The sequence below is a fragment of the Oscillibacter sp. UBA6647 genome (assembly GCA_002455655.1).
Classification (GTDB): Bacteria; Bacillota; Clostridia; order Oscillospirales; family Oscillospiraceae; genus Oscillibacter.
The window spans coordinates 12,023-29,049 of record DKLF01000146.1; the positions used below are offsets into that span (position 1 = coordinate 12,023).

A 17,027-nucleotide genomic window follows, 5' to 3' on the forward strand; every position below is an offset into this window, starting at 1 on the left:
TCTGTTTTATTTTCAGTTTCCCAGCGCGGGTCATGGAACTTATCCCTTGACCAGCTCGTTGGGATCGGGGGCTTTTAAAACCTCGGTGATGCGGATTCCAAAATTGTCATCCACGACAACCACATCACCCTTGGCGATGCACTGTCCGTTAACAAACAGGTCCACCTGATCGCCTGCCAACTTGTTCAGCATTACCAGCGACCCTTTGGTAAAGGCCAGCACGTCCTGCACCTTCCGGCGGGCCCGTCCGATTTCCACGGAAACCTCCAGAGGAACCGACATCAGCAGATCCAGATTTTCCGCCTGCTGCTGATCCAGCGGCTCGCCATTTGCAAAGTGCGGCATTTCCGCCGGAACGGATTGAATCACCCTGGGCGCGTGCACTGCGGGGGCGGGGCCGGGAGCCGGATAATAGGGCTGGGCCGGATAATAGCCCGGATACTGTCCATAGGGCGGCATGGGCGGCACCCCGCCGGGGATGGCCTGAGGCTCCGGCATGGAATACGCCGGGGCGGCGGGCTGTGGGGGAATCGGAGGCTGTGGAGCGACAGATGGCTGTGCCGGAGTCGACATACCGCTCATCAACCGCTCGATTTCCTCCTGATTCAGGGTACCGCCGGAGGCGGCGGGACTGGGAGCTGGATGGGGAGCCGCCTGTGCGCCGCTCATCAGCTTTTCAATCTCAGCCTGACTCATTACGCCTCCGGCAGGAGTGGGAGCGGGAGTCGGAGCCGCCTGCGCGCCGCTCATCAGTTTTTCTATTTCATCCTGACTCAGCGTGCCGCCGGAGGCGGCAGGAGCGGGAGCCGGAGCGGTCTGTGCGCTGCTCATCAGCTTTTCTATTTCCGACTGGCTCAGCTTTGGGCCGCCTTCCAGCGGTGCTGCCAGTTGATCCGAGGAAGTGGATTCCGGGGGCGCCGCGTCCTCATCCTCGCCAAGTCCAAGGCCTGAGAGCAGTTCCCTTGTCAAATCCACGGACATGACGTTAATAAATTCGCTCTGCAGCACGCTGTCGATTTTCAGCATGAAGCGCACAACCACGCATTTACCGTCCGTCATGGGAAAGTGCTCTTTTTTAAATTGGTCGAAATCTTGCAGTTCAAATGACTCCGGTGTGGAAATGTTTACCGGAATCCCCAGAAAGTCGGACAGGGCCGTGGAAGCCGCGCCCATCATCTGGTTCATGACCTCGCACACCGCGCTGATGGTAAGCTCGTTCATCTCAAACTCTTCGTCCGGCGTCTCCGAGCCCATCAGAATGTCCACGATCACTTTCACATCGCTGCGGCGCAGCAACATGATATTGCTGCCCACCAAGCCGGATATGTAGCGAATCTCCACGCCCACGGCAGGTTCCAGATCGGCGATATTAAAATCTACCACATCGGATACGCTGACTCTGGGTGTGGTGATCTCCACCCGATGATCCAGCAGGTTGGACACCGCCGTGGCGGAGGAACCGAGGCTGATGTTCATCACTTCCCCGATTGCGTCCAGCTCCATGGAGTTAAAAATGTTATCTGCCATTCTGTTCGACGTTCCTTCCCTCCGGCCCGTAATAGGTCCTTCCTATTTTGACCGCCATGTTTTTGTTGTGTATTCCCATCACGCCGTCAAACCAGCGCCGCCCACCGATGTTGATATGAACCGCCGAGCTTTTGGGCCGCTTCAAATCAATCACGTCTCCCACGTTCAGGTGGTAGATGTCGCTAAGCTGGAGCTTTGTGCGGCAGATTTCCGCAACCAGATCGATTTCCGTAGTCTTCAGAGACTCGAAAATCTCTTTCCCCGCCGCCTCGTCCTGACTTTTATGGGCTGTGTTAAGGCGGCTGATTTCACTGAAAACGTTGGTCAGCACCATGCCGGGAAGGCACACGCTGATATGCCCGTCGCAGTTTGGAAATTTTGCCGTCAAATCCATAATGACCACGATTTCATCCAGTCCCAGAGGCTGAATCATCGTGGGATTTGGCTCCACGCGCCCGTACTGAAACTCAAGCTGAATGTAATTCTGCCAGCTCTCGCCCAGATTCTCCACAAAATACTCGCTCAGGCCCTCCAGAATCTTCAGCTCCAGATCGGTAAACGTGTACTCCGGGTCCAGCTCATCGTCCACCTCGCCCTCGCCGCCCATCATCCTGTCGATCATGCTCAGCAGCAGCGGCTTGCTGATGTGCAGCAGCGCCGGAGTATCCTCCACCACGTCTCCATGCTTGATATAGGCCAGCGCCAGAACATCGCCCTCAATCAGGGCGTTGGAAAACTCATAATATCGCTGCTCCTCGGCAGATTCCACGTTGATTTCGCAGCTTGTGTGCATCAGGCCGTTGATGCGGGAATTCAGATTTCTCGAGTAATTTTCAAAAATGCTGTCCAGCATTTTCAGCCGGTCCTTGGTAAATTTGCGGGGGCTACGAAAGTCGTATTTTCTATATTTTTTATCTTTCGACGTGTCTTCCTCGGTTTCAATCTTTTCCCCGCTTCGCGCCGCGCTGAGCAACGCGTCAATTTGGCTTTGTGAAAGCACCTCCGACATCGGCATCCCCCTCTCCCATATATTCTCATCTGCCGCCTCGAAGCGGCCATATCATTGCAGGTTATTCCGCGGCGGCCCCGTCTCCTTGTGCTTCGGTGGAAGCGGGCGCGGGCGTTCCCCGCTCCGTGTAATACTGCTCAATCTGATCGCCCAGCGTGCTGGTCAAATCCTTGCCGGTGACAATCAGCTCCACCCGGCGGTTTTTGGCCCGACCCTCCCGGGTCGCGTTATCCGCCACGGGGCGGAATTGTCCATAGCCCATGCTGATCATCCGGGCAGGGTCCAGAATGTCCATTTCCTGCAAGTAAATCAGCACCACCGCCGCCCGGTCAGAAGACAAAAACCGGTCTACCGTTGGATTGTTGGGCTTTCCGGGGTCGCCCTGTGCCGTATGGCCCAGAACCCGCAGCTCGTCGATGGCGAGGCTGGCCTTGCCAACGATCACGCCCACGTCCTCCAGAACCTCTTTACCATCCTGCCGCAGGACATAGCTGTCACCGTCGAAAAATACGGCATCGTTAAAGGAGATGAAAACATATCCATCGCCCTTGGTGACGGATATGTTTTCCGCCGCGCCCTGCTGGGCGACATAGGACTTTAAATCCTGATAAAGCTGCTCAATGGAGGCCACAATCTGTGCCTGTGTCAGGCTGCTGTCAGACTGTTCGCCATCCACCGGAGTGGTGGGGTCCGCAAGCTGGCCATTGTTGCCGCTGTTTTCCGTAACTTCGTGCGTCGCATCGGGGTTGAAGCTCTGCACCAACTGCACCCACTTCTGCTGGTCGATGGTGGACATGGAGTACAGCAACACAAAAAAGCACAGCAACAGCGTCACCATGTCGCCATAGGTGTCCATCCAGCTTGCTCCGCCCTCGCTTTTCCGCTTTTTCATATACCGCTCACCCCCTCGTGTTTCTCCAAATCATTCCTCGTTTTTCTTCTTGCCCCGGCTCTTTTTCTCGCCCTTGGCGCCGCCGCCCTCTTCGCGCTTATTCTGGTCCACGAAGGTCAGCAGTTTTTCCCGCAGGGACTTGGGATTTTCGCCGGACTGGATCGACATGATTCCCTCTACAATAATCATCTTGCAGAGCACCTCCTCCTCGTCCCGCGTGCGCAGGTTGGAGGCGATGGGATTGAAAATCATATGGGCCAGCACGCAGCCGTACAGCGTGGTAATCAGGGCCGTTCCCATGTCGGAGCCAATGCTGGACGAGCCGCCGTCTCCGGAGAGATTCATGTTCTTCAGCATGTTAATAAGGCCCACCAGCGTGCCCACCATGCCGAAGGCTGGGGCCACGGAGGAACCGCGCTCATACATTCCTGCCACGCCGTCGTGGCGGGCGGACATGCATTCGATGTCGTTATTGAGAATGCCCCGCACCTTGTCGGCGTCGTTGGCGTCCACAATCAGCATAATGGCCTGCTTGAAAAACGGGTCGTCCTGCGCATTGGCCTTTTCCTCCAGCGCCAAAAGTCCGTTTTTCCGGGCCACCTGCGCCAGCTCCACCAGTTGATCAATGTAATACATAGGGTCGTACTTCTTGGTGTTCAGCATAATCCGGAAATGCCGAGGCAAATTCTTCAGCATTTTTGGCGGAAAGCTCGCCACCACCACCGCAAACGTGCAGCCCACGGTAATCAGGATACTGGCCGGGTCCAAAAAGTTCATGAGCTGTTTGGCGCTTGTGGTAAAAGCGCCGCTAGCGTCGGTAGTGAACATCATGCCCGCGATCATAATGCCCATGGCCACTACCGTGCCGATAATATAGGTTATATTCATCTGTCTCTCACCCCTGCCGGGCAAAGGGCGCACCCGCGCCGCCGCCCGATTTTTATAAGCGCCTGCCTGATCCCCGCGCACCAAAGACGCGCGGCTTCCGTGCGCACGGATCAGGTCGGCCCCGTAGAAACCCGAAAGCGCTGCGTTTTTTCCTCAGCGCTGACCGATTACTCTCACCGCGCGGGAGATATCCTGCACCTTGGCGTTGTACTCCGCGATTTTGCGCACGATTTCCTCTGCCGTTTCCCGCACCAGATAGTAGCTGCGGTTCATCATCACGATTTTTGTCTCGGGGATCAGCTCGATGCACTCGATTTGCAGGTGGTTCACCAAAAACCTGTCGCTGTTCATCTTTGTCAAGACAATCATACGCTTCTCCTTCCAATCGCCGGCGTACCCCGGACACGGGGGCTTCCCCGTGTCCGGCGGCCCGCCGATAGGTTTCATGCGGTTTCGTTTCCGAAAATTAGCGCTTCATGTTCACCAGTTCCTCCAGCATGGAGTCGGTGACGGTGATAATGCGAGTGTTGGCCTGATAGCCGCGCTGGGTAGTAATCATCTCCGCGATTTCGGTGGCAAGATCTGTGCCCGAGGATTCCAGACCGCCGTCCTGCAGCGTGGTGGTTCCGGCGCTGTGGATGGACTCAGCATCCGCTTCCGCGCTGTTATTGACCTTGGCCGTCACCGCGCCGCCGATGGAGACGGCGGTGCATTTTCCAGATCCTTCTCCGGCCTTGTAATAGCCGTTGTCTATACGGGTGACACCGCTGGGATTGGCCACATTTGCCAGCGCGATATAGCCAATCACCACAGGCGCGCCGCCGTCTTTCATGTTGCCGGTAATTTTGCCGGTGGCCTTGTCAATGGCGATGCTGTCAATGGAGGCGGGCTCCAGATTCCAAGTTGAGTCGGGATACACATTCATGCCGCCTGACGTTTCGATTCCGGGATAGATCGCTGTTCCGGATGTAACGCCGGAAGGATTTTTTCCGTCCGCCATCAGGGGCAGACGAATTGGCACCAACTGTCCGCTGGTCTTTGGATTGTCCGCGTCGGCAATCACTCCCGCCGTTTCGTTCCCGGAAGTAGTAACCCAGCCGTAAATCACATTGCCCCGGCCATCCACCAGATAGCCCTGAGAGTCGAACTTAAAGTCGCCCACGCGGCTCAGCTCCAGATTCTGGGCATCCGTCTCCGTCAGCGTGTTTGCCGTTGTGCCCGCGCCGGGCTTTTGCCCTGTGAGGAAAAAGCCGTCGCCCATAATCATGCAGTGCATAGAGTCACCGTCGGCATTAAAGTTGGCGGTGCTCATGTCCATGGAAATGGAGCCGATGCTCACGCCGTAGCCCACCTGAGAGGGGTTCACGCCGCCCACCTTCGTCGTGCCGTTGGAACCGGCAGAAAGCGTGGTGTAAATCGCTTCGCTGAAAAGGGTCTGTGCCTTTTTATAGGCAGGGGTATTGATGTTGGCAATATTGTTGCCGATGACGCTGAGCTTGTTCATGTGGGCCTTCAGGCCCGCAATTGCAGAATACATTGCACCTGTCATGGAAAATAACTCCTTTCGGTTGGCGCCGCCGGGGACTGGTCAATCGGACCCTCCCCAGAGCATCCTTCCGGTCCTGCTCTCTGTTTTACAGGATCACGGCGCCGTCAATGTTTGTAAAAATGTTTTCTTTCATCTCCTCAGGAGACATGGCGGTAATTACCCGTCCGTTGGGAACGTTGATGATAAACGCCCGGGTGGTATCAAAGGCCAGAATGTTGTTTGCACCCTTGGCCTGGGCTTTTTCCACCGTGTCGCTCAACCGATCCATCAGTTGTTCGTCCACGGAGATGCCGCGCTGCTCTGCCCGCTCACGGGCGTGCTTGGAAAATGCGACGGGTTGGCTCTCCCGCTGGCGCTGCAAAAGCTTCTCTCCGAAGGAGGTCTGTTCCGCCTTGGGGGCAGAAGTCTTTGCGGAAAATCCGCCGTTTTGCAGGGGAGATATCCTGTCAATCATTGCTCTCACTCCTTTGACAGTCTGATTGATGGAGTAAAACCGTTCTCTCCGCCATCAGAACGCAGAGTTGGTCTGCTTGGGTTCAGGTGGTCGTATCCCCGGACGCGTCTTCTTTGTAGTCGGGCAGACGGCCCACTGCCATGATGCTGCTCATGCTGTAACTCTTTCCGTCCACAAATACCACGGGGTTGCCGTTGTATGTGCCTGTGCCGGTGACGGTTCCCACAAGCTCCTGCATCTTTCCGTCCGAGTCATAGGTGCCGATGGTCACTTCCTTACCCACAAGAGATGCGGAATAGTTCAGCGTAACCGCGTCCGTGATGTTGGTAATGGCCTGCACCATAGACATCTGCACCATCTGATTCAACATATCGGTGGTAGAGGCAGCGTTTTCCGGGTCCTGATTCTGGAACTGGGCAATCATCAGTTGCAAAAAGCCCTCCATTTCCAAGCTCATTGAACCGGACTTGCTGCTGGACGTTGAATTGGTACTGCCAATATTTGCGATATCGCCGATAAAGTCGCTCATTGAGTCGCTCCTTTCTTTAGAAAATCCGAATCGTTCAGCTCACCTGTCCGTCCAGTGTCACCAGACCCAGCCGAAGCTGCTGGAGGAAATCCTCTCCGCTTTGGCGGCGTTGGTCCTGCTGGCGGCGGCTGTGCTCCTGCTGCCGATCCTGTTGCTGGTCTTGCTGCTGATACTGCTGGGTCTCCTCCTGTCGCCGGACCTCCACTTGCACCGTGCTCTGACTGTTGTTCTGGAGCAGGGCGCTCAGGCTGTCCGCGTGGCGGCTCAACAGGTCCGCCGCCTTTTCGGTGGTCGTGTGGAACACCACTTGCAGCGCGCCGTCCTGCGTCCGAGTCAGGTCAATGGTCAGCGTACCAAGATTATCGGGGTTCAGGCGGAGCTTGACTTGCTGTGCGCCGTCCTTCAGTGCCTTGCCCACCTGTTCTGTCAACTGCTCGTCCAAATCCGTCCGGGTGGTGTCCGCCACCGGCTCGCCCACCTTCACGGGGACGGCGTCGGTCTCGCGGAACAGGGGCTGTGGCGCTCCCACGGCGGCATTTTCCGGCTGAAGGGCTTCATTGCTCTGGGAACTACGAAGCAGGTCGGCGTATTCACTCTGTGCCTGCGCATCCGCGCCACCGGACTGTGCACCCGTATTCTCCGAAGATAGAATTTGTGTAGCTTGAGAAGCCTGTGCAGTTTGAGTGCTTTGAGAAAGCACCGCGTCCTGCCCTGCCTCCGGGTTTCGGACTGTGTAAAGAGCGGTCGTGTTCCGTCCCAACGGGTTATCCTGCTTTGCGCCAAGGTTTCCCGCGTTCAAAAGCCCGGTTTCCACAAAGTTGTCTGCCGGAGCCGTTTCTTCCCCGATCTGCAAAACTGCGGGCGCCACGGCCTGCGGCGTGGATCCCTCCGGCAAAAGCTCCGCGGTTTGCACCTGCGGTGGCTGGGTCTGAGACATCAGCATCGCCATCGCCGCCGTCACCTCCCGAAGGGCTTCATCCTGTGGGTCCTGCGACTGCTCTTCCTCGGCTTTTCCAAGTTCGGGCTGATCTACCGTCTTTGTCCGTCCCGCGCCCGTACGGTTTCGCAGCAGCTTTTCAAAGTCGGACGCGCCGTTTTGGGATGTTTGGATGTCGTCCGCCACGTCGGTTTTCTGTGTTCGGGTTTGGGCATAAACCTGTATCATTTGCAGCAATTCGTTCGTCATCGTCATTTTCTCACCTCCTCTCAATGAAATGGGGCCGCGATTTATGATTAGGGCGCTGCACTCCGCGCAATTCCGCTGCGGGCGCACACCAAATCATCGATAAACTGTTCCTCGCTTTTTTCCAGTTCCTTTGTATAGGCCAAAAGCTTTTTCTCCCGCAGCTTTTCCACGGAGGAAGCGTCCTGCTTGGCGCCCACCAGCTCCCGGCGCTTGGCCTCTTCCTGCCGCCGGAGGATATTCAGCTTTCCCGCCTCTCGAACGCACATGGCCTCCTGCACTTCCAGCGCAGTTTCATAGGCCCGAAGCTCCGCAATCAGCATGCCGTTGGCCTTTTTCTCCCGGTACTCCCGGTTGATTTCCGCATATTTCTGCCGCGTGGCCTCCAGCGCGGCTTCCTGCCGCCGGACCTCCGCCGTCAGCGCGCCCAGCTCCACCTGAATGGAGTCCTGAACCTGTCGACGGTAATCCAGCACGGTGTCCAGCGAAAAACAAAACTTTTTCACGCCTCAGGTCCCCTTCCCGGCAATCCGGCCTTTATTGGAGGATGCGCTCCATCTCTCCCATGGTTTCCTCATAGGAAAACGCCTCATCAATGCCCTGCTTTAAAAAACTGTCAATGGCGTCGATTTTGTTCAAAGCGTAGTCCAGCTTGGGGTTCGTCCCCGCCTTGTACGCGCCGATGGACACCAGATCCGAGCTTTTTTCATAGACGCTCATAATATCTCGAACGCGGCCCGCCGTTCTGCGGTTTTCCAGAGGGACAATATCCGTCATCAACCGGGAAATGCTGGCTCCCACGTCGATGGCGGGATAGTGGTTGGCGGCGGCCAGCCGCCGGGAGAGAACGATATGCCCGTCCAGAATGCCCCGGACGGTATCGGCAATGGGCTCGTTGGTGTCGTCGCCCTCCACCAAAACGGTATAAACCCCGGTGATGGAGCCGCGCTCGAAATTTCCGCTGCGCTCCAACAGCTTAGGAAGCTCGGCGTAAATAGAGGGGGTGTATCCCCGGGCCACGGGCGGCTCGCCCACGGCAAGACCGATCTCCCGCTGGGCCATAGCAAACCGAGTAAGGGAATCCATCATCAAGAGCACGTCGTAGCCCTGATCCCGGAAATATTCCGCGATGCCGGTGGCCACGGACGGGCACTTTTTGCGAAGCATCGCAGGCTGGTCGGAGGTGGCCACCACCAGAATGGACCGGGCCATGCCCTCCTCGCCCAAATCCTTGCGGACGAAATCCAGAACCTCCCGGCCCCGTTCGCCCACCAGGGCGATGACATTGATGTCGGCTTTCACGTTTCTTGCGATCATGCCCATCAGGGTACTTTTGCCCACGCCGGAGCCTGCGAAAATCCCGATACGCTGGCCCTTACCAATGGTAAGCAGCCCGTCGATGGCTTTCACGCCGAACTCCATCCGCTCCGTAATGGCGGGGCGGGAGAGAGGATTGATGTATTTGCCCTCCACACAGTGGGAGGTCCCGGCTTCAAAGGCGGGGCCGCCGTCGATGGGCTGGCCCAGCGCATTGATGATGCGCCCTCTGAGAAACGGCCCCATAGGGAGGGTGAGCTGCTTTCCCGTGTTGCGGACAAAGTTGCCCGCGGAGATACCGCTCATGTCGGAGTAAGGCATCAGGAGGATGCGGTCGTTTTTAAAGCCCACCACCTCCGCCGTCACCTGATCTCCGGTGTCGCCGTTGTATATGCGGCAGATGTCGCCCACAGCCGCGTTTTTACCCGAGGCCTCGATGGACATGCCTACGATATTCTCGATCCTTCCCGTCAGGCTGAAGGTATCGGCGTTTTGAAGCTGCTGGATCATTTGACCAAACACGGCTGCTCCTTTTTCACCGGTCGCCCGGGCGTCGTCCGAAGTTCTTAGAAGGACCATCGTCTGGCGAGATATTTTCCAGCATCGCCCGAATATTGGCCATCTGCGTAGGGGCGCTGGCGTCGATAATGGCGTCCGGCGTTTCGATAATGCAGGTGCCGCCCTCCTCTTCCGCCACGGGAATGATGCGGATATGGTCGGACAGGCCGGAAAGTGCACGGGTCAGCCGAGGGGTAATCTGGGCAAGGCCCTTGGCATCGCAGCCGGAGACGTAGATATGGACCCATTCCCGTTTTTTCATTTTCTCCGTGGCATCCTGAATCATCTTGGCGATGACGCCGCTGGAGCTTTTCAGGCTGATGCGCACCACCTTTTCCGCCACCGCCACCGCAAGGTCCCGCATGTCGGTCTTGGCGTCATCCATCAACTCGTCCTGCGCCAAAGCGATATTTTCCAAAAAGGTTTGAAGCTGCTGCTCCAGCTTGGCGGCCTGTGTCTCGCGCCGCTCCGCCAAATCCTGCTCCGCCCCGGCCATACCCTCGGTATAACCCTCGCGGTAGCCCTCCCGGCGGGCATCCTCCCGAACTTTCTCCGCCATGGTCCGGGCCTCGGCCCCAGCCGCGGCTTTCATTTGTTCTGCTTCCTCTTTCGCCGCTGCCAGAATCGCCTCGGCCTGCACGTTTGCAAATTGAATCCGGCCGGCTGCGGCAAGCGGTTCCTCCGTCTGTTCCGGCTCCCGGAAGCTGTCCTTTTCCTTCGCCGGAGCGTCCCCGCCCCGGGGCGCACCGTCAACAAACAGCTCGTCCAAAAAGCCCTCCCGCAGGTCTTCCTCCGCGTTTCTCTGTGTCGCAGCGGGCGTTTCATCCTGAAGATTGTCGGGAAAAAGATAGGGCTCCGCCTTGGGTTTTATAAAGTTTTTCAGGACATTCCCGTTACGCAATGATGTCGTCCTTTCCGCCCTTGATGATGATAATTTCGTTCTGCTCCTCCAGCTTGCGGATTACATCCACGATGCGCTGCTGCGCTTCTTCCACGTCCTTCATGCGGACGTTGGTGGTAATCTCCAGATCGTCCCGGATGTTCTGCGCCATGCGGGTGGACATATTGGCCAGCAGCTTGTTGGAAACGTCGTCGGTGGCGGCCTTGAGGGAGAGGACAATGTCCTTGGGGTCGCAGTCCCGCAGGAAGCGCTGGACCGAGCGGTCGTCCATATTGACCAAATCCTCGAATACAAACATCCGCTTGCGGATTTCGTCCGCCAGCTCCTGATTGTAGATAGACAAGCCGTCGAAAATGCTCTTCTCGCTGGAACGGTCGATATTGTTCATCATGTCGGCCACAAAGTCGATGCCGCCAACCTTCACATGCTTGCTGCTGATGATGGTAGAGAATCGCCGCCCCATTTCCGCCTCTATAATTTTCATGGTGCTGGGAGAAGGGCTTTCCATTTTGGCCATGTTCTCCACCACCTTGATCTGCTTGGCGGGGTCAAGCTGCTCCACCACGTTGCCGGACTTGCCGGGACTGACATAGGACAGCACCAGCGCGATGGTCTGGGGCCGCTCATACTGCAAGGCGGAAAACAAGGATTTGGCGTCTGCCTTGTCCAAGAATGCAAACTGCCGGTTCTTCATGGACTTTTCCACTTTTTCCAGCAGTTGGTTTGCCGTCTGCTCTCCAAATGCCTTTTCCAGAACCGTTCTGGCATACTCCAGACCGCCCTCGGTAATCGCCTTGTTGGTGAGGCACAGCTCGTAAAAATCGCCGAGAATATCCTCTGTCTGGCGGGAGTCCAGATACCCCAGCTTCGCTACCTCCAGCGTCAAGGTTTCCACGTCGTCGGAGTCCATAAACTTGTAGATCTGTGACGCTTTGTCCGCACCCAGCGAGACAATCACCGCCGCGGCCTTCTGAGGTCCGGAGAGAACGGGCAGCGGCTTTTCCTTCACAGCCTGCTGGGGCCGGGGCATCTCGTCACGATTTTCACCCGCAAAGTTGGCTGCCGCCGTCTGCGTCTTTTCAGCCGTGGCGTTTGCGCCGCCCTTGGTCTTTCTGGAGTTACTCATCCTCTTCGCCTCCCCTCAGCCAATTTTTCAGCATGTGCGCGGCCATTTCGGGATTATCCTCCGCAAATTTGCGGATACTCTGACGGAGCTGAATGCTCTTTTCCGTTTTGACGGTCATAATGTCCGCGCCATTCAAAGGCACCTCGACCTCCGCCACCTGCGGCGAGGCGATCTGCGCCACCATGGATGCAGCGGCCAAAGCCTTCCGCTTTTTGCGTCTGCTCCCCAAAATGGCCAGCAGAAGCAAAAGCACCAGCAACAGCGCTCCGCCGCCTATGGCGGCCGGAAGCACCCACGGAGGCAGGTTCAGTTCGTTTCCTCCGGGGACGACTCCTCCGTCCGGATCGTAGAACGGGGCCAACAGAATGGAAATTTTGTCCGTCTGCTCATTGGGCGCAATGCCTGCGGCATGGCCCACGTGGCTGATCAGCTCGGCAGGCGTCATGCTGCCGGAAACCGCGCTGTTAATACTGACGGACACCATCAAGTCAGCAATCACGCCTGCAATCCGCTCCGTCTGCTGCTTGTTGGTATCCACATTGTAATTGGTTTCACCCTGATTTTTGATGTAGGTTTTCCCGTCGTCCACACCGGTCTGGTTTTCGACATAAGTATTGATGTCCGCGTTGGTCTGGTTTCCCGCCACACCTCCGGCAGCATCACCGTCTCCTCGAACAACCTCCTGATCGTAGACCTTGGAGCCGATAATTCCCTCTCCGCCGGTAGAGCCGTCGCCCGCCCAGTCGGGAAGGGTGTATTTTGTGCTCTCGCCCACGGTGTGGTCCACGTCCACGGTGCTGCTCACCGCCACACGAACGTTATCCGCGCCGTAAAACGGAGTGAGCGCAATCATGATCTGAGAGCGGACCTTGTTGTCCACCTGCTCCTCCAGCCGCAGCTTCAATTCGGACGCATCCGTTGCCCCGGCAGTACCGGCGGCGCCGGAATAAACGTTGCCCAGAGAATCTGAAATGGCGATATTGTCAATCACAAGGCCCTTTACCGAGTGGGCCACCAGATAGCGGATGGCGGATGCCACCTTGTCGGGAAGCGCCCCGTTCCCCTGCATGGTCACAAAGACCGAGGCCGAGGCATTTACCATATTGCTGCTGTCCAGCACATAGCGCCGGTCTTCCCCCTGCGTAATGTTGACCACCGCGGATTTCACGCCGTCAAAGCGCCGAATGACGCCTGCCATCCGGTCCTGCAAGTCCTGCAAATATGCCATTTGCCGGTCAGAATCCGTAGACATGGCGCCCACACCCTGCCGATATGTCTCATATGCAAAGCCGGAGGTAGGATAGCCCGCCAACAGCAAGTCTGCTTTTAACTGCTCCTCTTGCGCCTCGGGCACCAAAACGGTGTCCGTGCCCTGCACCTGAAAGTCCGTGGCGCCGTTATCCCGCAAGTAAGCGGAAATGGAGGTAACCTCCTCCGGACTTAAGCCCGTAAATAAAACAGCGTAGGGCCTATGACTCATGGCAATGGCAAAAATAGCGCCCGCCAAAATCACTGCACCCAGCGCACAGCCTAAAATTATCCGCGTTTTTTTACTCATCTTGGTAAAAAACTCTTTAAGTTTTCCGCCAAAGCCCTTCAGCGTCTCCTGCAATTTGCTTTACCCCCACCTAAACTTTAAAAGCCGCCCGTTACAGGCTGATACGATTCAGTTCACCATAGGCGTCCAGCGCCTTGTTCCGCAACTGAATCAGCAGCTCCACGGCGGCAGTGGCCTTCGTGGCAGCGATGGTCGCCTCCGCAGGATTGTCCAACTGGCCGGTGGCCAAAAGATACTGTGCTTCCACCATTTCCTTGTCGGTGGACCTCACATTGTCAATGGCCGTCTGAAAAATATCCGCGAAAACCCCGCCGGTTTCCCCGCCGTCCGCTTTTTGCGTGCCGCTCAGTGCGGACAAGTCGGAAATTGGCCGGATGGTGGATTGAATTCCTGTAAATTCTGTGCTCATCAAAATCTCTCCTCTTCCGGCATCTCAAACGTTGCCGGATCGCCGCCTTCATTCGCGCGGCGCGCTTTTCTTGTTGTTATCTGCCGATCTCCAACGCCTGATTGATCACGGTCTTCAGGGAGTTCAGCGCCGTAACCCCGGCGGAGTACGCCTGCGTGGCGGCCATGGCGTCCGTAACCTCTTTCACCAGCGTGACGTTGGGCATCTCCACATAGCCGTCATCATTGGCGTCGGGATGGGTGGGATCGTACATCAGCTTCAGGTCGGATGGGTCCTCGGCAATCTCCGTCACCCGAACGCCTCCCGCGGTGTTATACCCCGCGTTGGACGAAAGAGAACTGCGGGCCAGCACATTGCGAAAGCTGTCCCGCCCGTCCTGTGCTTCAAGCACCACCATCTTGCGCCGGTAGGCGCCGCCGGCCTCCGTTCGGGTGGTGTTCATATTGGTAATATTCTCCGACACCACGTCCAGCCGAAGCTGCTGTGCCGTCAGGCCGGAGCCGATGATGTTCATAGAGCTTAAAAAAGCCATGTCATTTCCTCCTCACAAGTCCGCGCGGGGTCACTGGCCCTTGATGGCGGTGCGCAGGATACTCAGGTTGCTGCTGATGGAATTCATCGCATAGCGAAGCTGATAGGTATTCCGCGCCAGCTCCACGCCCTGCTCCGTCATGTTCACGCCGTTTTCATCCATGCGGGTGCTCTCGCTGCTGGCGGTGCGAACGGTGGGCCGGGCGTCTTCCAGCACGCTGCGAAACGCCGCAGCAGGGGCCGACGCTCCCGAGGCAGATTTGAGGCTTTTCTTCAGGGATTCCTCAAAGGTGACGTATTTTGCCTTGTACCCCGGCGTCTCCGCATTTGAAATATTATCCAAAATCGCAGTCTGTTTTGCCCAAAGGAAACGCATGGAGCGTTCCATCATCAATTCCGAGTTGCTGGTTACATAGTCCATTTTCCGCGCCCCCTTCGCCTTTGGCTCCGCGCTGGAGAAAGCCTTTTCACTTTTTGGCCTCTAATCCTCCGCGCGACTGGTATATCAATGCCATATTATAAGGTGTTTTAGTATAAAAAGCAACAAAAATCTTCATAATTTGTCGAAAATTACATTTTTTACTCGAATTATACAGATATTTTGCGAGATTAAAGCAAATTGCCGTGATTTATGCGATATATAATACGCATTCTCATTTGAATTTGTGTATTCGACCTTTTTCGAGGTTTTTCGATGGTTTTTTCTCTTTTTTATTTACGGGCCGCCAAATCCCCTCGCCCATTAACCCACTTTCCCTTAGGTTTTAACAATTTATTATTTATGAAAATAATTGCTTATTCTGTAACTTTTGGTTTTGTGTGTTTTTTATTCAACTATTTTAAAATATTATGAATATATATTCATTTCAATTTTTTCTCTGGCAACTTCGTATTTTATAAATAGTTTTACTTTTTTGAACAATTATCAATGTGCTCGAATTTCATTCACTACTTTGCCCCTAAAATTTTGAGCAAAAATTTTTTTAAGCAAAAACATAAGTAAAGGATTACTTTTGTTTTTCTGTTTTCCCTGCAGGTGCGGACAAAGCAAACTCGCCCGCACTTTCGGGAAAAAAATCTTGAGACGGCGAGGTGCAGATGCTATACTAAACACAATATCGGCCCTTCTAAACGAAGGAGCCGGATTGGGAAAGGACACTGCCGAGATGGACATTTTTGAGGAGTATCGCGCAAAGCTGCGCACACCGGAAGAGGCGGTCCGGGCGGTGAAGTCCGGCGATTGGGTGGACTACACCACCAACGTCTGCTTCCCCACGCTTTTGGACGCGGCGCTGGCGAAGCGCCGTGACGAGCTGTCAGATGTCAAAATCCGGGGAAACCTGATTTTCTCTCCCCTCCAGACGGTGGAGTGCGACCCCAGCAGGGAGCACTTCCTGTACAACTCGTGGCACTGCTCCGCCTACGAGCGCACACTCTGCGACCGGGGCCTTTGCAATTACATTCCCATGATTTTTCGGAACATGACCGCTTATTACCGTCATTTTCTTACCGTGAACGTAGCCATGATGTGCGTGCCTCCCATGGATAAGCACGGTTACTTCAATCTCTCTTGCGCAGCAGGCGTGGCGCGGGGAATTTTGGAGAAGGCGGACGTGGTTATTCTGGAGGTAAACGAGCACCTACCTCGCATTTTAGGCGGGTTTGACGAGTCCGTTCACATCTCGGAGGTAAATTTTGTGGTAGAGGGCACGCACTTGCCCTTGCCTCAGTTTCCCGTTCCCAAGCCCACGGAAGAGGATTTAAAAATCGCGGAGCTAATTGTACCTCAAATTCCCTCCGGGGCAACGCTTCAGCTTGGCATCGGGGGCATGCCGAACGTAGTTGGCTCTCTGTTGGCCCAATCCGACCTGAAGGATTTGGGGATGCACACAGAGCTGTGCGGCGACGCGTACTACGCGCTGCATTGCGCCGGTAAACTCACCGGCGCCCGCTGCGCCATCCACCGCAACAAGGGGATGCTTGGCATTGTCTTCGGTTCTCAGGCCCTGTACGACTGGGTGGACCAAAACCCCGGCATTGCGGCCGCGCCGCTGGAATACATCAACGCGCCAGAAACCATCGCCCGGATTGACGACATGATTTCCATCAACAGTTGTATTGCCGCGGACCTCTATGGGCAGGTGTGCGCCGAAAGCGCGGGGCTGCGCCATATCAGCGGCACCGGCGGCCAGTTAGACTATCTTACCGGTGCGGCCATGTCCCGGGGCGGCAAGGCGTTTATCTGCATGACCTCCTCCTATGTGGATAAATCCGGCGTCCGTCGCTCCCGCATTCTGCCCCACTTCAGCGGAGATATTGTCACGGACCCCCGCAGTCAGGCCTATTTCATTGTAACGGAAAACGGCGCGGTAAATTTGGCGGGACGCTCCACATGGGAGCGGGCGGAGCTGCTGATCTCCATTGCTCATCCGGATTTTCAGGATACGCTGATTGCCGCCGCTCAGGACCAGAAAATCTGGAGGCGGTCCAACAGGTGAAACTCCGGCAAAAGCTTCTGCCGTGTTTTTTAAGCGATAGGCCGTTCTTATCCGCAATATATAATATATAATAAGGAGAGACGGCGCGATTTGATCGC

General features: G+C 56.1%; 18 protein-coding genes. 1 reads left to right on the forward strand and 17 read right to left on the reverse strand.

Annotated elements, in window-relative coordinates; translation table 11 throughout:
- Nucleotides 1-39 precede the first annotated feature (39 nt).
- From fliN to B2W96_RS10950, 17 genes are all read right to left on the reverse strand, one after another.
- Nucleotides 40-1,527, reverse strand: a complete 1,488-nt coding sequence (fliN, locus tag B2W96_RS10870; RefSeq protein ID WP_293010315.1) for a flagellar motor switch protein FliN — start codon at nucleotides 1,525-1,527, stop codon at nucleotides 40-42.
- Complete coding sequence (locus tag B2W96_RS10875; RefSeq protein WP_293010316.1) at nucleotides 1,517-2,536, reverse strand: flagellar motor switch protein FliM; 1,020 nt, start codon at nucleotides 2,534-2,536, stop codon at nucleotides 1,517-1,519. The genes fliN and B2W96_RS10875 overlap by 11 nt, the downstream gene beginning before the upstream one ends.
- A gap of 61 nt (nucleotides 2,537-2,597) precedes the next feature.
- Entirely contained in the window at nucleotides 2,598-3,428 is an 831-nt protein-coding gene (locus tag B2W96_RS10880; RefSeq protein ID WP_293010317.1) for an OmpA/MotB family protein, read from the reverse strand.
- Nucleotides 3,429-3,458: 30 nt separating this feature from the next.
- Nucleotides 3,459-4,316: a motility protein A gene (locus B2W96_RS10885; RefSeq protein ID WP_293010318.1), complete on the reverse strand. Its 858-nt coding sequence runs from the start codon at nucleotides 4,314-4,316 to the stop codon at nucleotides 3,459-3,461.
- Between the two features lie 153 nt (nucleotides 4,317-4,469).
- Entirely contained in the window at nucleotides 4,470-4,685 is a 216-nt protein-coding gene (locus B2W96_RS10890; protein WP_293010319.1) for a flagellar FlbD family protein, read from the reverse strand.
- 97 nt (nucleotides 4,686-4,782) lie between these two features.
- Complete coding sequence (locus tag B2W96_RS10895) at nucleotides 4,783-5,865, reverse strand: flagellar hook-basal body protein (RefSeq protein WP_293010320.1); 1,083 nt, start codon at nucleotides 5,863-5,865, stop codon at nucleotides 4,783-4,785.
- An 85-nt stretch (nucleotides 5,866-5,950) separates the two neighbouring features.
- Nucleotides 5,951-6,319 (reverse strand): TIGR02530 family flagellar biosynthesis protein, encoded by a 369-nt coding sequence (locus B2W96_RS10900; RefSeq protein ID WP_293010321.1) that lies wholly within the window; start codon nucleotides 6,317-6,319, stop codon nucleotides 5,951-5,953.
- An 82-nt stretch (nucleotides 6,320-6,401) separates the two neighbouring features.
- Entirely contained in the window at nucleotides 6,402-6,848 is a 447-nt protein-coding gene (locus tag B2W96_RS10905; RefSeq protein WP_293010322.1) for a flagellar hook capping FlgD N-terminal domain-containing protein, read from the reverse strand.
- Between the two features lie 34 nt (nucleotides 6,849-6,882).
- A complete protein-coding gene (locus tag B2W96_RS10910; protein ID WP_293010324.1) occupies nucleotides 6,883-8,040 on the reverse strand; it encodes a flagellar hook-length control protein FliK in 1,158 nt (385 codons plus the stop codon).
- Between the two features lie 41 nt (nucleotides 8,041-8,081).
- Nucleotides 8,082-8,537 carry a flagellar export protein FliJ gene (fliJ, locus tag B2W96_RS10915; RefSeq protein WP_293010326.1) on the reverse strand — a complete coding sequence of 152 codons (456 nt, stop codon included), beginning with the start codon at nucleotides 8,535-8,537 and terminating at the stop codon, nucleotides 8,082-8,084.
- A 31-nt stretch (nucleotides 8,538-8,568) separates the two neighbouring features.
- Nucleotides 8,569-9,870 carry a FliI/YscN family ATPase gene (locus B2W96_RS10920; protein ID WP_293010328.1) on the reverse strand — a complete coding sequence of 434 codons (1,302 nt, stop codon included), beginning with the start codon at nucleotides 9,868-9,870 and terminating at the stop codon, nucleotides 8,569-8,571.
- Between the two features lie 13 nt (nucleotides 9,871-9,883).
- Complete coding sequence (locus B2W96_RS10925; RefSeq protein WP_293010330.1) at nucleotides 9,884-10,807, reverse strand: FliH/SctL family protein; 924 nt, start codon at nucleotides 10,805-10,807, stop codon at nucleotides 9,884-9,886.
- Nucleotides 10,800-11,933 (reverse strand): flagellar motor switch protein FliG, encoded by a 1,134-nt coding sequence (gene fliG / locus B2W96_RS10930; protein ID WP_397355097.1) that lies wholly within the window; start codon nucleotides 11,931-11,933, stop codon nucleotides 10,800-10,802. Before fliG ends, B2W96_RS10925 begins: the two co-directional genes overlap by 8 nt.
- Nucleotides 11,926-13,545, reverse strand: a complete 1,620-nt coding sequence (gene fliF / locus B2W96_RS10935; protein ID WP_293010332.1) for a flagellar basal-body MS-ring/collar protein FliF — start codon at nucleotides 13,543-13,545, stop codon at nucleotides 11,926-11,928. The genes fliG and fliF overlap by 8 nt, the downstream gene beginning before the upstream one ends.
- Before the next feature lie 37 nt (nucleotides 13,546-13,582).
- Entirely contained in the window at nucleotides 13,583-13,900 is a 318-nt protein-coding gene (locus B2W96_RS10940) for a flagellar hook-basal body complex protein FliE (protein WP_293010334.1), read from the reverse strand.
- A 76-nt stretch (nucleotides 13,901-13,976) separates the two neighbouring features.
- Complete coding sequence (gene flgC, locus B2W96_RS10945) at nucleotides 13,977-14,432, reverse strand: flagellar basal body rod protein FlgC (protein ID WP_293010336.1); 456 nt, start codon at nucleotides 14,430-14,432, stop codon at nucleotides 13,977-13,979.
- Between the two features lie 30 nt (nucleotides 14,433-14,462).
- Nucleotides 14,463-14,852: a flagellar basal body rod protein FlgB gene (locus B2W96_RS10950; protein WP_293010338.1), complete on the reverse strand. Its 390-nt coding sequence runs from the start codon at nucleotides 14,850-14,852 to the stop codon at nucleotides 14,463-14,465.
- Between the two features lie 745 nt (nucleotides 14,853-15,597).
- Between B2W96_RS10950 and B2W96_RS10955 the strand changes: the two genes are divergently transcribed.
- On the forward strand, nucleotides 15,598-16,929 hold the full coding sequence (locus B2W96_RS10955; protein WP_293010342.1) for an acetyl-CoA hydrolase/transferase family protein: 1,332 nt from the start codon (nucleotides 15,598-15,600) through the stop codon (nucleotides 16,927-16,929).
- The last annotated feature ends 98 nt before the right edge of the window (nucleotides 16,930-17,027 follow it).